Source organism: Acetobacterium sp., from assembly GCF_041752335.1.
Classification (GTDB): domain Bacteria; phylum Bacillota; class Clostridia; order Eubacteriales; family Eubacteriaceae; genus Acetobacterium.
Window position 1 is genome coordinate 1 of record NZ_JBGSHG010000085.1, and the last position, 15,296, is coordinate 15,296.

Consider the following 15,296-nt stretch of genomic DNA (forward strand, 5'->3'; position numbering starts at 1 on the left):
ATGACCGGTAGCAATCAGGATGTCCACACCGTTGGCGGCTTCACTGTCAGCGTATAAATATTCGCTGGGATAGCTCAGGCAATTGGGTTGGCCGGTACCGACATAGTCAGAAATGGCTACCACATATCCGTCACTGGCAAATGCTCCGGCCAGCGTATTGGATTCTCCAGAAGCTTTTTGAATACTGACGCTGGGGGCGGTACCATTGGTCATGATCGTGGCATGCTGATAAACTAGCATCGGCATCGGCGTTGAATCGGTTTTTTCGGGAATTAGAACAACCCCGGAGCAGGGGATCTTTTCGCCGGCGTGATTAATCGTCACGTATTCAATAATATAAGCACTGACCGGATAGTCGGGGGAGCCAAGCTGTTCCATCGACCACTGGGCCGATTCGGCGGTGGTACTTTTTCCTGATTTTTTCAGAAAAGCGGTTGATTGTCCGGTGGAAAAGGTCTGATAAAATTCATTAAACAGGAGGTCGCCACGGTTGGCAGAGCTGACATCATAGGCATCCCGGGTCTCAATGGTCTTTAAGGTTTTGCCAGAAATAGTCTCGAGAACAAAAACCAGCAAAGAAACGGCGATGAGTAGCAAAAACAGTTGAAGAAAAATCTTTTTGGTAGATTTCATAACGACCTCGTGTTGACATAAATTGATCACAAAATCAATGATCTTGTCAATAATATTATTTTACATTAACTTTAAACTAGAATCAATATTATTTTCATTTAATTGGTCGCTGCTAAAAAAAGGATGAGAGACGCAGGAATATGCATATAAAGCGACGTTTTTGAAACGGAAATATCGGCAAATCACTAGGGACTTCACCTAATCTTCAGATAAGCTTCAAACGATCCACAAACGGTTATATTACAATAGCGACATGAAACGAACATTGAAATTTGAATGACTTTAGGAGGTAAGACGATGACGGTCAATCAGCAAAAAAATAAACCGGTCAGTAGCTACGAAAGTGAATACATGGACACCCTGAGAACCTTGTTTAATGAAAGCAGCCAGATCGAAGCGATCCGCTATTTTTTAAATACAACCTATCTCTATTTTAAAGAGGACAATATGAAAAAGCGCCAGCCCCAGGTGATGGTGCTGGGCAGCAGTATTCCCGAAGAACTGATTTATGCCGCCGGCGCCAAACCCTTTTGGATCCTCGGCGGCAGTCTCGGAACGGTGGCCTGGTCCGACGATTTAGTCCCCCGGGACACCGATCCGGTCAGCCGCTCGATGCTGGGATTTTTGTTAAATGATCACTTTGATCTGGGCGCAGCCGCCCTGATCATCGTCCCGATCACCTGTGACAGCAGCCGCAAAATAGCCTATCTGCTGCGTGCGGCCGGGAAAAAAGTGGTCACCGTGGATATTCCCCCGGATAAAAGCGACCCCCTGGCCGGGCTTAAATGGCGGGGTCAGATGGAGCAGCTGGCCGAAAAACTGGCCGACCATACCGGTCGGCGGCTGTCGAAAAAGAACCTGATCCAGGCCACCCAACTGGTCGAAACGGCCCGGAAACTGATGCGCGATTTTATCCAGGTCTGTCGTCAAAAGGACGGCCTGATCTCCGGCGCCCTGCGGATGGCGGTGCTTAATTCTTATTATTACAGCACCGATCTCAAAGGCTGGTGCGGCCAGCTGCGCAAACTGAATCTGGAACTGCTGGCCAACCGCCAGGTGATCTCGGCGGCCGCCACAAGCAAGCCCAAAGTTTTATTGATGGGCTCACCGGTGGTGTTGCCCAATTATAAGATTCCCTTTCTGATCGGTGACATTGGCCTTACGATCGGGGCCACTCTGGACAGCAGTATTCAAAAAATATACGCCAGCAGCAGCCGGCACAAAGCCAGCAAGCGGGATCCCTTTACCGCCATCATCGAGACCCATTACCGCTATGATTGCTCAGCTGCCTACGCCCAGAATGAGATGCTCTTTCAGAGTGCCCGCTGGCATCTGCAACAGGGCGGGATTGACGGGGTGGTGTTCCATGTGTTGAAGGGCCAGATTGAATATGATTTTGAACTGGAACGTTTTGAGCAGCTGTTCGGAACCGCCACGATCCCGGTCTTCCGGCTGGAAACCGACTACCAGTACCAGGATGTGGAGCAATTAAGAATTCGGATGGAAGCCTTTATGGAAATGCTGGCGCATCATCGTTATCGTGAGGAAAAAAAAGCCGTATGAAAAAAATCTATCAAAAGCTAAAAATCAATTCAAGAAAAATTTTCACACCGACGGTGCTCGCCATTTGCGGGCTGCTGATGCTGTTGTCATTGTTTGCCGGCAGCCTGGTCTTTTACGCGTTCGGGAGCGACAACAGCGGCTATGCCATCACCCCGGTGCTGATCATCCTGCTGCTCGCGGTTATCGGCATTGTGTTATGCCTGTGGTTGCGGCGCCGGATTGTCCGCAATGATCCGGTGATGGGCCGCTTTGCCGCCGAACGGATCAGCCTGAAGCCGGGGGGCACCGTCAGGGGCCAGCGCAAATTCGGCTTTATGACGATGCGCTGGCTGATCATGGTGATCAGCTTTTTCGCCCTGATCTACGGGGTCAAATGGCTGGGGCAGGGGTTTGGCAATATCGAACTGCCGATTTTTGCCTGTCCCATCAATCAGGATCAGCTGATTGACAGCAGCTGTTATACGCTGGCCCATTTAAACTCCCTGGTGGGGATGAGCTGGTCGGAAATCGGCATCTTTTTGGGCTCGCTGCTGCTCTCGATCGTGGTGCTGGGCCGCTTTATCTGCGGCTTCCTGTGCCCGATGGGGCTGATTCAGGATCTCACCCACGAAACCCGGCAGGGTCTGAAAATTGAAGGACTGTCCTTAAATGAAAAACTCTATCAGCGCTTAAAACCGATCAAATGGACGCTGCTGCTGTTATTTCTGGGGCTCAGTTTTGTCGGCGGCAACTTTTGCAATATCTGCCCGGCCATCACGGTTTCACCGGCTCTGGCGGGATTTAAGGTATCGCTGTTTTTAAGCGGTTTCTTCATGATTGTAGTGATCATCGGCAGCTTTTTCAAGCGCCGTTTCTTTTGTAACATCTGTCCGCTGGGTTACCTCATCGGCCTCGGTCATCGGATCTCGTTGTTCCGCATCAAAAAAGACGGTCAGGCCTGTACCGAATGCGGGGCCTGCTACGAAGCCTGTCCGATGGGGATTAAAACCATTTATACCGAACGGGAAAAGCGTGATGTCACCACCGCCGACTGTATTATGTGCGGCGAATGTATTGATAAATGTCCGGAAAACAAGGCCCTGGCGATGAGCTTCGGCGGGGTAAAATTTTACCAAGCCTCCCGCAAGACCTTTATGTCGGGTCATAAAAAAACCGAAAAGCGGTTAAAACGCTTGATCAGGAAAAGAGAAAAAAATGAGTCTAATCAATAATAAAAAAGATCAGTCAGAAATGAAGCACGTCATTGAAAATAAGCGTGACGACCATCACAGCAGCCCGCCGACCACCATGGCCGAACGGCAACGCCAGCGCTTTGTCGACAAAGCCACCAAGGTGTCCGCCAAATATCTGCGGCGGCTGGAGGAATTACCCGGCGCCCCGGTGGCCATGCAACCCTTTTTTAAGGTCCTCAGCGACATCTATGTGGAGATGAAAAACGTCGCAAAACCGGCCGATACCAAAATCGTCGGCACCTATTGTGTGATGGTCCCCGATGAGCTGATCTACGCTGTCGGGGCCCAGCCGGTGAAACTCTGCAGCGGCAGTTATACCGCCTTTGCCATTGGCGATGATCTGGTGCCCCGGGATGCTTGCCCGCTGATCAAAGCGGTGATGGGTTTTCAGGCCATGGAAGTGATGCCCATTTATGATGACTGCGCCCTGATGGTGGTGCCGATTACCTGCGACTGTAAAAAGAAAATGGCCGGCATGTTAAAGGAACGGGTGCCAACCTACGCCCTCCATGTGCCCACCGCCAAAAGTGATGATAGCGATATGGAGCAGTACGTCCAGGAACTCTATCAGCTGATTCCCGAACTGGAAGCGGTCACCGGCCAGACGATTACCTACCAAAGCCTGTCAGAGAGCATTGATGCCATGGGCTTTGCCCAGTATCAGATGTCAAAGTTCAATGAGTATAAAAAACATGTCCCGGCCTTAATCAAAGGGATCCACGCCATGGCGCTGATGAACGCCTTTTCGTACCTGCCGGTGGCGCAGTGGAGTCAGCAGCTGCATATCCTTAATCAGGAGCTGGCCCAGCGTAAAAAAGATCAGCACTACGTCAGCAAAGACAAGCAACCCCGGATTATGATCACCGGCTCACCGATTATTTTCCCTAACATCAAAATCCCCTTGCTGATTGAAGAAACCGGAGGCATTCTGGTGGGCGACGAAACCTGTATGGGCGAGCGTTCGCTTTATGATCCCACCGTCGTGGTGGACCAGAGCTTTGACGGCTTGATGCGGTCCCTGGCCAATCGCTACACCCGGCCCTGCACCTGTCCGACCTTTGTCGACAACAGCCAGCGGATCTACCGGATCAAACAGATGATTGCCGACCATCAGGTTCAGGGAGTGGTTTATCACGTCCTGCGGGGCTGTCTGGTCTATGATTTTGAATACCAGACCCTGGAAGATGAGCTGGGCAAACTGGGCGTCCCGGTGATCCGGGTCGAAAGTGATTACAACGAAGAAGATATTGAACAATTACGGATCCGGATTGAAGCCTTTATTGAGCTGATCAAACTGAAAAAAACAGAAATAGCAGGCTGACTCTTAACTGCCGTACCGACCAATTGTTAATCTGTTGTATGCGCGCAATTCGTACAGTTGCGAAATTAGGTAAATTTAAATACTCCAGTTGTTCACCGCAACTGTTCGCCTTGAGGCACACAACATGATGTAACAATTGTCGGTACTGGGTTAGGTTTTGAAAGATTCTAGAAAACAGGAGAATAACATGAATAGAAATTATTATGCCGGACTCGACGGTGGCTCAACTTATACCAAGGCGGCGCTGATCTGCCAGAACCAGGTGGTGGATGCGATGGTCACCAACACCGGGATTGACAATAATGCCGCGGCCAGTGCCCTGATTGAAAAAATGTGTAGCCGCCGGGGGATCAACCGCGCTCAGGTGCGCTATACCATGGCCACCGGTTACAGCCGCAAGGTCTTTGATATTGCCGATGACGATATCTCCGAAATTACCGCCCATGCCTATGGGGTACGCTTAACCGCACCGCCGGATTACCGGCCGGGGATGATTATTGATATCGGCGGCCAGGACAGTAAAATCATTTATTTAGATCAGCATTACGCCGTTAAAAACTTTACCATGAACGATAAATGCGCCGCCGGCACCGGCAAATTTATGGAAGTCATTGCCCAGATTCTGGAAACCACCATCGATCAGGTCGGCCCGCTGTCGCTGGAAAGCAAGGCCCCCTGTGATATCAACAGCACCTGTGTGGTGTTTGCCCAGTCGGAAGTGGTGTCGCTGGTGGCCCGGAAATATGACCGCCGGGATATTCTGGCCGGGATGCATTTATCGATGGCCAAACGGATCATTAAAATGATGAAAAAAGCCGAAAAAGGCGGGGATATCCTGATGACCGGCGGCGGTGCCCTGAATATCGGGGTCCATAAAGCCTTTGAAGAAGAGCTGATGCGGGACGTCTATGTGGCCAGACACCCCCAGTTTAACGGGGCCATTGGCGCCGCCCTGATTGCCAGCGAGCGGGCCTGACCATGGGCCTGACATTACTGCTCCCGGTTCTGGCCACGGCCCTGTCAGTGGGGCTGAGCTGCGGCACCTGCTGCAGTCCGGCGGTCAGTGTCTTTTTGTCCAGCTATATCATCACCCATGCCGGGGGGCTGAAAAAATCGCTGCTGGCTTTTTCCAGCTTTTTTATCGGCAAGGTCATCGCCGTGGTGCTGTTATGCGGTCTGGCGGCGCTGATCGGCAGTCAGTTTATTGATGCCGCCGGTTATGTCGGCGGGGTCAACCTGGGCCTGCTGATGGAGCTGGCGATGATTGCTCTGGGCCTGGTGCTGATCGGAAAATGGCTGCGGGATTACAAAAAACCGGCCCACAGCTGTTCCGGTTGTGGCGGTGAAAAAAAGAATCGTATCACAGACGCCCAGGGCGCCAAAGGGCTGCTGCCGCTGTTTTCAGCCGGCCTGGCCTATGGGGCATCGCCCTGTGCCCCGCTGCTGATGATGATGGGGGTGGCCGCCACCCTGCCGCTGGCCACGGCCGTTCTGGTGGGTGGGGTCTTTGCCGCCGCCAGTACCCTGACCCCGGTGCTGCTGATGGTACTGTTATCCGGAGTGCTGTCGGGGAAAATTGCCACCGAAATTCCCCGGCAACTGCAGTGGTTTCGCTTAGCCAGCTACGTGCTGCTGACCCTGTTTTCGGCCGGGGCCTTGATCAATTTAGTGTGAACAGGTTTAAAATGAGAGAGTTAAATAGGAGGTGTTTAAGATGAAGAATAAAATTATCCGGCAATTCGCGGCGGCCGTCGCCGCCTTACTGATCGTCTATGGGGTGGGGGTCAATACCTTCCGCAGCTATGAACAGGTGATGGCCGCCCAGGCCGAAATTCCCCCGGCCATTGTGGTCAAGAATAATGCCGCCGCCGGTGAAAGCGAAAGCGTCACCACCGCCGTCACCAGCGATACCGCCAGCACCGCGGCAACGACCAGCGAAGCCGCCAGTAGCACTGCGGAATCCACCACGGAGACCGAATCAGTCACCATGGCCGCGGCGGCACCAGTCGAAACCCCGGCGATAGTCGAAGCAACCCCGGCCGTCACGGAACCGGTAGTCACCGAACCCGAACCCGATGTCCCCAGCCTCAGCGAATTTATGTCCCAATTGCGCTGCGGCGGTTGCGGTAAAAACTGCTCATTGCTTAACCCCCGCTGCGGCGTCGGCAACCAGAAAGCCCAGCAGGCCGAAGCTGAGTATTATGCCACCTACAGCTAAAAAAACGGGTTGCGGTAAAACAGATTGAGTGAATCAGGTGAATTGCGGTAACTAATTGGGGCACGTCTGCGAGGTCGAAAGAACAATTGTTTCATATAAAAAAGGAACCGTCCGGTTAATTTACAAAAGCCCTGAAACGCAGCCATAGCAGTCGTTTCAGGGCTTTTTCGGGGTTGCCAAAGGAGTGGTTCAACCCGGCCAAACAAGCTCAAATCGGCGCGCCAAACAATTTAATCATTGACAAAGCTCGGCAGAGGGTATAAAATAGTTTTAGAACATATGTACCAACTTCTGTTGCAATGGATGAAAAAGGTGAACCGTGGAACGGATTATTTTACACTCAGATATGAACAGCTTTTATGCCAATGTGGAATGTTTATATCATCCCGAAATCAGAGATCTCCCGGTGGCGGTGGGCGGAAATCCGGAGCAACGCCATGGTATTATTCTGGCCAAAAACCAGAAAGCGAAGGAAGCTGGGGTCAAAACCGGGGAAGTGTTATGGCAGGCCCGGGGAAAATGTCCCGGGCTGGTGGTGATGCCCCCCAATTATCAATTGTATCTGCGCTTTTCCCGGCTGGCCCGGAAGATCTACAACCGCTATTCCGATCAGGTGGAGCCCTTCGGCCTCGATGAAGCCTGGCTCGACGTCACCGCCAGTGCCCGGATTCACGGCAGCGGTTTGACCATCGCCGAAAAAATCAGCCAAAATATCCAGGACGAGCTGGGGATCACCGTGTCGATCGGGGTTTCCTGGAACAAGATCTTTGCTAAGTTTGGTTCGGACTACCAGAAACCTAATGCCATCACCGTCATTACCCGGGATAATTATAAAAAAATTATTTGGCCGCAGGAGGTCGGAGATCTCCTCTATGTGGGCCCGGCCACCAAAAAAAAGCTGCTCAAATATGGCATCGCGACGATTGGCCAGTTGGCCGAAACATCCGTGGATTTTCTGGTCCTCCAGTTTGGTAAAATGGGAGCAGTGTTATGGCGCTTTGCCAATGGCCTGGATGATAGCCCGGTCAAAGCCTTTGATGAGCATTATAACGGCAACGAACGGATCCTCAAAAGCATTGGCAACAGCATCACCACGCCCCGGGATTTAAAAGACCTGAAGGATGTCAAGCTGATCATCTATATGCTGACCGAAAGCGTGGCCATGCGGTTACGGGAAACCGGCTGCTATTGCCTGACTGTGGCTATCCATGTGCGCAACAAAGAATTGCACAGCTTCACCCGGCAGCAAAAACTCGCCAAGCCCTCGGATCTGACCCGGGAAATAGCCGAAGCGGCCATCGCGTTATTTGAAAACAATTATGATTTCAGCTCGGATATCCGCTCCATGGGGGTGCGGGTCACCGATCTGGTGCCGGACTCAACCCCGATTCAGCTGGATCTGTTCGGCAATGAAGAACTTCGGGTCCGCCAGGCCCGGCTTGATGATACCGTCGATGACTTGCGCAAACGCTTTGGCAATCTGGCCCTGCGGCGAGCTGTCACCATCGGCGATTCGATGAGCGGTCTGGACCCAAAAAAAGATCACATTATCCATCCGATTGGTTACTTTTAAAGGAGATGTTAGAAAATGGCAATAAAAAAATTTGTCCCGGTGATTGCAAAATTTGAGGAAGATGGCAGAATTATTCCCCTCCAGGTTTTATGGGAGGACGGTCGGGTTTTTAACATCGACCGGGTTCTGGATATGCGCCCGGGGGTCTCCCTGAAGGTTGGCGGACAGGGGATTCGCTACACCTGCCGGATCCAGAACAAAGAAGTCTGTCTCTATTATGAAGAACCCAAATGGTTTGTCGAGGGCAGGGAAAGATAGGGAATAAAGCCGGATGCGAAAAATAGATAGAGAGAAAAGAATCCTCACCTTAATGATAAAAATCTATTGCCGTAAAAAACATTGCTCCCAAGATCTGTGTGAGGAGTGCCGGGCCCTGTTAAGCTATGCCTTGAACCGCCTGGATCATTGCCGCTACGGTGACAAAAAGGGTTTTTGCAATCACTGTCCAAGCCCCTGCTATAATCAGGCGAATCAGGTGAAAATTCGTGAAGTGATGGGTTTTAGCGGATCGCGGCTGATTTTTTATCATCCCGTCATGGTTATCAGACATCTGCTGTCGTAGTGCGACAGCAGATGTTTTTTTACGTTAATTTTGGGGTTCAGCTATCGCCCAGAAATCCTGCAAGGCTTTTTCCAGCTCGGCCGTATTTCGGATCCGGCGATGGGGAAACCACTCCCGGGGAAACAGCTGGCGATAGCTGGGGCTGCTGAAGCGCTCATCGATCAGGACGATCACGCCGCGGTCGGTTTCGGTTCTTATCACCCGTCCGGCGGCCTGGAGGACCTTGTTCATACCGGGGTAGAGGTAGGAATACTCATAGCCGGCGTGGTTTTTCGCATTAAAATAATCGCGGATGATGTCGCGCTCAAAACAGATCTGGGGAAGACCGACGCCGACAATAATGGCGCCGATCAGGCCCTCGTGCTTTAAGTCCACGCCTTCGGAAAAGATCCCGCCCAGCACCGCAAAGCCCAGCATCCCGGCCGGGGCAGCCCCGGGTACCGGTCGGAACTGAGCCAGGAACAGCTCCCGGTCGTCCTCGTTCATTTCCGGAGCCTGCCGGATGGTGATGACCTCCGGGTAGCTGGTGCTAAAAATCTCAAACACCGCGTTCATATATTTATAGGAGGGAAAATAGACCAGATAGTTGCCCGGTTGTTGCGCCAGCACCGTTTTGATCCGATCGGCAATGACGGGGTAGGTTTTTTCGCGGTTCCGGAAGGTGGTGGAGATGGTATCGGCGATCAGCAGTTCCCGGTTTTTGACATCAAAGGGCGAGGGCAGGCTGATCTTATAGCTGTCGGGGTCGCCGCCCAGAATTTCCGCAAAATAGTCTAGCGGTGACAGCGTGGCGGAAAAAAAGATCGCCGCCCGGCCGCGCTTGATGGCTTCGCCAAGCAGGTGGGAGGGGTCCAGACAAAAGAGTTTTATTTTGGTATCGCCGTTGCCGTTTTCCACATAGGTCAGAAAGCGGTCATCATAAAAATCGGCGGTACGCATAAAGGTCAGGGCGTTGAAATACAGTTCCAGCAGCTGTTCGTGGGAGTCGTTGCCCTCGTTTTTGACCAGCCATGCTTCAGCCAGATTAATAAACGTAAGCAGTAGCGGCAAGAAATCTTTGGGCGCCTCCGGTTGGCGATAATGCTGGCTGGTCTCAGCCAGTTTCCGCAGCCCGATCATATGGGTGTTGAGTTTCCCCAGCGCCTTGGCGATGCCGGGATCGGTATCCTTAAACAGGCGCCGCAGTTCCAGGAACGGTTTTTTATAAAGCTCCGCCGAAAACATCGAGCGGGCCCGGTCCACCAGATTGTGGGCCTCGTCAATCAGAAAGGTGTAGTCGCCGCCGTTATCGATAAAAAAGCGCTTGAGATAAACCCGGGGATCAAAGACATAGTTGTAATCACAGATCACGCAGTCACACCAGAGCGTTAAATCCAGGGAGAATTCAAAGGGGCAGACCTGATGCTTGTGGGCATAGTCTTCAATGAGCGGTCGGGTCAGGCGGTGCTCCTGCTCCAGCAGATCAAGAATAGCCCCGTTGACGCGATCAAAATGACCCCGGGCGTACTGGCAGTGATCGGGATCGCAGATGGTTTCGGTCTGAAAACAGATTTTATCCTTGGCGGTGAGGGTGACGCTTTTAAAAGCCAGCCCCTGCTCCGCCATTTTGGCAAAGGCTTCCTCGGCCACCTCCCGGACAATGGTTTTGGCGGTCAAATAAAAAATTTTACCCGTATGCCCTTCGGCCATTGATTTGATGGCGGGAAACAGGGTTGACATCGTTTTTCCGATCCCGGTGGGGGCCTGAACAAACAGCTTTTGCTGTTCGGCAATGGTTTTATAAACCGCTACGGCCAGTTCCCGCTGGCCCCGGCGATAGCTCACAAAGGGAAAATCCAGGGCCCGGATGGCAGCATTTCGCTTCGCCACCCAGTCGCTGGTCAGACGGGCCCAGACCAGGTACTGATCGATCAGCTCGTAAAAGAAGGTGGTCAGTTCGGCTTGGCTGAAGACTTTTAGAAACTGCTTGATCTCATCGCTGTCCAGCTGAAAATAGGTCAGCTGAACGCTGATTTCCGGCAGCTCATTCTGGATGGCGTAAATAAAAGCGTAGCATTTGGCCTGGGCCCAATGGGTTTCGCTGTAATCGGCGTCGATGGATTCCAGGGGCCGGTTGGTGGACTTGATCTCGTCGACAATAATCCCGGTAGTGCCGGCGATGATGCCGTCGGCCCGGCCTTCGATCCGGAAGCTGAAGCCTTCATAAGCGAAGCAGTATTTTAGCGACACCTCAGGGGTATAGCCCTTGTCCTGATTGTCCTTCTGAACCTTCTGGTGGGCCCGGGTTCCTTCCAGGGCGCTGGCGTTGCTGATAAACTGGGAATCGATATTTCCACAACGGAGCATAAACTCCACCAGATTGCGAACAGATAGTTTTATTTCGGGTTGACTCGTCATTTTTTCACCTGTGATCTTTTGATAGCGCTTTGATAGATTTAATTTTATGCTAAAAAGCGGAGAAAGTATAGCAGATTTACCGCCGGGTTATGATTCCTATCGATGAGTGGGGGAAGACAGTAATTGGCGGGGTAAAGGGTCAGAAAAGGGTTGAGTCGCTGATGAAATCAACCAGCCGCTTAGGTAGCAGGAATGGTTGGGGGAGAAAGATATCTTAAAGAATGCTTAATTTTATGCCTGAAATATCTTCCCAAACTGGGCGTAAATCCCTGAAAATTAAAATATTTACCGCGGCTGAAGGTCATTTTTTTAGCATTTATTTATTTAAATGCATTTAATGACATGGGTGGTCTGAGGTTTGGGATAAAAAATTGATTCCCGCAACCGCCATCAAAAATAGCGACTGAATTGATGCAAAAATTAGAAGGTTAACAGCTCGACCATTAAATAGGTGCATTTGTTTTTGGAGATACTTGAAAAAACTTAAAACCCCGGCAACCGATATCATCATTGGGATTAAAAGTATGCCGTTCTTTAATTGAACCTGTCCATAAGTAGATTAAGGTTACCCGAATTAAATGTATTCAAAAGCAACGTTTTGCTTAAGGGATGATCTGTTAAATAATGAACGAAATATTTCTGAAGGCCTAAGTTGTTTGAGAAATAACAAACAAGTAAATGCAATATATTGTCAAAAAAAGAAAAAATATTGACAGAAATAACAGAAGATGTTAACCTTATGAAAATTATAAAACAGACGTGCACAAATTGGGTTTGAACAGAAAACTCGAAAATTGCAAGGCAATGATTAAAGGAGGTCAATAAAATGGAATTTGGACTAAGAGAATGGAAACTGAGTGATGCTGAAAGCATTGTACCCCTGGCCAACAATGAAAAGATAGCCGAAAATTTGAGAAACACATTTCCCTATCCCTACACCCTGGATGATGCCCATCTTTTTATTACCAAAAGTATTCACCAGAACAAAAGAAAGCATTTGAATAAAGCTATCACAATCGATGATTCACCAGTCGGGGCGATCAGCTTGCTGATGCAGGAAGATGTCAGTTGTAAAAGTGGCGAGCTGGGTTTCTGGCTGGGTGAACCCTACTGGGGAAAAGGGATCATGACCCAGTCCATTCAGCAGATCTGTGAAAAAGCTTTTGCTGACTCGAATATGGTAAGAATCTATGGCCGCCCCTTTGCTGAAAATCAGAAGGCCCGACGAACTATGGAAAAAGCCGGATTTCAGCTAGAAGGTATTTTTCAGAAGAGTATTTATAAAAATGGCAAACTTCAGGATTCCTGCATGTATGCGTTAACAAAATAAAAACCATGGATTTGGCCCTGGCGGCATCAAGATCGTCAATTAAATGCATATAAAAAGCTGTCGTTGTGAGAGAACATGAATCGTCACAATAAAAAGAACTTCGCAAGAGGTTCTTTTTGTTTGGGGATAAATGGGAATCGCAAAAAGAAAAACAAAAAAGTTTGATATATGCTTTTAAGGGAATAAAAAAGTAATGTAAATAGATTTCATCCCAGATGAGGATCACTCACGATAAGAAAGGGAATAATAATTTATCGCTCCGGAATGGCTGATTAAAAGTTGTAAATAGAAGTTAAAAGATAAAAAATCTTAAAATAACTTATGACAGAATATCAGGACTTGAAAGCCAGGGACACCAAAATAATTGCAAAATATTAGATAATCATCAAAAGAAAACGAATACAACACTCAAAAAACAGATTAAATAATAAAATTTACTAAAAAAATCATTGACAGGCCTATTGAATACGAGTACAATGATCTTGAAAATACAATAGTAATTACAATATTATTTACAATTTACTAAAAAATGCGCAGAAAATCTTTAGTGCCTTCCCGTTTAAGTATGAATCATCAAGAAAGGAGGATGTAAAGGGTTGCACCCAAACTACAAGCAGGGTGTAAAATCAATTCCGGGAGCAGGAACGACTGGATATATGAGTGGGGTGTTGATGGTTGGACATGGGGTTGACTGTTCATGCATGAGATGCAGACAGTTATTAAGAAGAAAATGTCATTGTTAGTTCATTATTACAGAGTAACACACAAAGGAGAAAGAATTATGAACAAACCATTAAAAAAGTCGGCCATTAATCTTTATGGATTGCCGTCATTTGGATTTCAGACCATGGTCAATATCGAAGTTATGTTTTTTGCAGCCTTCCTCACCGATTTTGCAAAAATCCCATTAGCGCTAGTAAGCACCATCTTACTGGCCACCAGTATTGCTGATATTTTAGCGGTACCCACCGCTGGGGTCATTTTAGAAAAAAGCAACATGAAATGGGGTAAATACCGTTCATGGCTGCTGGTTGGTCCACCTGTTGCCGCCCTCTTTTATATTCTGCAGTTTTCCCAAATCGGCGGCGCAGCAGAAATAAGTGCAGTTATTATCTTTATCGGTTTTGTTGTCAGTCATCTGGTCTGGAATACTTTCTATGCCGCCCATATTTCGATGAACAACGCTCTGACTACGGTCCGGGAAGAACGAATCTCGATGGCCAGTAACCGGGGGATGTTCAATGCCGCAGGCGCCCTGGTATTTTCTTACTTTGGCGTAAAAGCCATTGCCGCCATTGGTGCCGGCGTTGGTAGTCCGGTTTTAGGTTATACCATTATGGCCGCTATTACCGGCGGTATTATGATCACTTGTAATCTTATTTACTATGTCATCACCAAAGACTATGCTCAAAACGGCAGCGAGGCGCAAGCCGGAAAACCAGCCGAAAAGATGTCAGTTGGCGAAATGTTCAAACAGATTATTGTTAATCCGCCATTGATTGGCTTAATGCTGGTGGAACTGGGTCGATATTTAGGCCGCTTCATTATTTTCGGAATGGCTTTCTATTATTTCAAATATGTCATCAACGATTTACCCGGACTGGCACTGTTCATGACCGGATTAACAATTTCCAGCTTCTTTGCTGCCATGATAGCCGCACCGGTTGCCAAACGACTGGGTGAAAAAACAACCTACATGCTGGCCCTCAGTTTGTTGGTTATCGGCTTACTGCTGGTATGGTTTATGCCACTTGAAGCGACCGCTTTCAAAATTATTATGTTCGTTGCTTACATCGGTTACGGTTTGCCTGATTCACTGGGCGTTGCGATGTACTCTGCTACCGTTGATTATGGCGAATGGAAAACCGGCAAAAATGCCCGTGGTTTCATTATGTCACTGATCAGTTTCCCGATTAAAATATCCGTCTTTGTCCGTTCGGTTATCATTGCCGCCGTGCTTGGTTCTGTTGGTTATGTCGCTGATATGGCCACAACACCAGAATTAGTTCAGGCGATTAAAAACGGCATCGCTTTATACCCAGCGATCATCATGGTTATCGGACTCGTGTTAATGTTTGGATTGTACACCTTAACACCAAAAAGAATGGCTGAAATGAGTCAAGAAGTCGCAGAACGAAAACAATCACCATTGGAATAAATCTTATTTTAAACCGGAGCGCTGTGCACACACTGCTCCGGTCCAAAATACTGAATCATTAGAAAAACATAAAAGGAGAAAAAAATGTCAAAAATTGAAGAAGTCAAAGCAAAGGTCGAAGCCGGAAAGTCAAAACTGGTTCCCGGACTGGTCCAGGAAGCCCTGGATGAAGGCAGCGCTCCCGGCGAAATTCTCCAGGCGATGGTCGATTCCATGAGCGTGGTTGGGGATAAATTCTCATCCGGAGAAATTTTTGTTCCGGAAATGCTGATCGCTGCCAAAGCCATGTCAAAAGGCGTAGAAGTTTTA

Annotated in this window: 14 protein-coding genes; 12 read left to right on the top strand and 2 right to left on the bottom strand. The window is 49.2% G+C overall.

Annotated features, from left to right (window positions below; all coding sequences use genetic code 11):
* A partial coding sequence (locus ACEW8F_RS10975; RefSeq protein WP_373483510.1) for a hypothetical protein occupies positions 1–633 on the bottom strand: 633 nt, incomplete at its 3' end.
* Positions 634–930: 297 nt separating this feature from the next.
* Between ACEW8F_RS10975 and ACEW8F_RS10980 the strand changes: the two genes are divergently transcribed.
* From ACEW8F_RS10980 to ACEW8F_RS11020, 9 genes are all read left to right on the top strand, one after another.
* Positions 931–2,196: a 2-hydroxyacyl-CoA dehydratase subunit D gene (locus tag ACEW8F_RS10980; RefSeq protein WP_373483511.1), complete on the top strand. Its 1,266-nt coding sequence runs from the start codon at positions 931–933 to the stop codon at positions 2,194–2,196.
* Positions 2,193–3,407, top strand: a complete 1,215-nt coding sequence (locus tag ACEW8F_RS10985; protein ID WP_373483512.1) for a 4Fe-4S binding protein — start codon at positions 2,193–2,195, stop codon at positions 3,405–3,407. The genes ACEW8F_RS10980 and ACEW8F_RS10985 overlap by 4 nt, the downstream gene beginning before the upstream one ends.
* On the top strand, positions 3,391–4,749 hold the full coding sequence (locus ACEW8F_RS10990) for a 2-hydroxyacyl-CoA dehydratase subunit D (protein WP_373483513.1): 1,359 nt from the start codon (positions 3,391–3,393) through the stop codon (positions 4,747–4,749). Before ACEW8F_RS10985 ends, ACEW8F_RS10990 begins: the two co-directional genes overlap by 17 nt.
* Before the next feature lie 187 nt (positions 4,750–4,936).
* Entirely contained in the window at positions 4,937–5,725 is a 789-nt protein-coding gene (locus tag ACEW8F_RS10995) for an acyl-CoA dehydratase activase (RefSeq protein ID WP_373483514.1), read from the top strand.
* Between the two features lie 2 nt (positions 5,726–5,727).
* Positions 5,728–6,423, top strand: a complete 696-nt coding sequence (locus ACEW8F_RS11000; protein ID WP_373483515.1) for a sulfite exporter TauE/SafE family protein — start codon at positions 5,728–5,730, stop codon at positions 6,421–6,423.
* Between the two features lie 40 nt (positions 6,424–6,463).
* Complete coding sequence (locus tag ACEW8F_RS11005) at positions 6,464–6,967, top strand: hypothetical protein (protein ID WP_373483516.1); 504 nt, start codon at positions 6,464–6,466, stop codon at positions 6,965–6,967.
* A 319-nt stretch (positions 6,968–7,286) separates the two neighbouring features.
* The gene (gene dinB, locus ACEW8F_RS11010; protein WP_373483517.1) at positions 7,287–8,540 is read left to right on the top strand and encodes a DNA polymerase IV; all 1,254 of its coding nucleotides are present in this window, start codon (positions 7,287–7,289) and stop codon (positions 8,538–8,540) included.
* 15 nt (positions 8,541–8,555) lie between these two features.
* Positions 8,556–8,798, top strand: a complete 243-nt coding sequence (locus ACEW8F_RS11015; protein WP_373483518.1) for a hypothetical protein — start codon at positions 8,556–8,558, stop codon at positions 8,796–8,798.
* A 13-nt stretch (positions 8,799–8,811) separates the two neighbouring features.
* On the top strand, positions 8,812–9,102 hold the full coding sequence (locus ACEW8F_RS11020; RefSeq protein ID WP_373483519.1) for a nitrous oxide-stimulated promoter family protein: 291 nt from the start codon (positions 8,812–8,814) through the stop codon (positions 9,100–9,102).
* 24 nt (positions 9,103–9,126) lie between these two features.
* Here the strand turns inward: ACEW8F_RS11020 and ACEW8F_RS11025 are convergent, their stop codons facing one another.
* Positions 9,127–11,499 (bottom strand): ATP-dependent DNA helicase, encoded by a 2,373-nt coding sequence (locus ACEW8F_RS11025; protein WP_373483520.1) that lies wholly within the window; start codon positions 11,497–11,499, stop codon positions 9,127–9,129.
* 826 nt (positions 11,500–12,325) lie between these two features.
* Here ACEW8F_RS11025 and ACEW8F_RS11030 point away from each other — a divergent pair.
* From ACEW8F_RS11030 to ACEW8F_RS11040, 3 genes are all read left to right on the top strand, one after another.
* Positions 12,326–12,829, top strand: a complete 504-nt coding sequence (locus ACEW8F_RS11030; RefSeq protein WP_373483521.1) for a GNAT family N-acetyltransferase — start codon at positions 12,326–12,328, stop codon at positions 12,827–12,829.
* Between the two features lie 781 nt (positions 12,830–13,610).
* On the top strand, positions 13,611–14,987 hold the full coding sequence (locus ACEW8F_RS11035) for an MFS transporter (protein WP_373483522.1): 1,377 nt from the start codon (positions 13,611–13,613) through the stop codon (positions 14,985–14,987).
* Between the two features lie 84 nt (positions 14,988–15,071).
* Positions 15,072–15,296, top strand: a 225-nt coding sequence (locus ACEW8F_RS11040) for a B12-binding domain-containing protein (RefSeq protein ID WP_373481693.1), incomplete at its 3' end; no start/stop codon positions are given.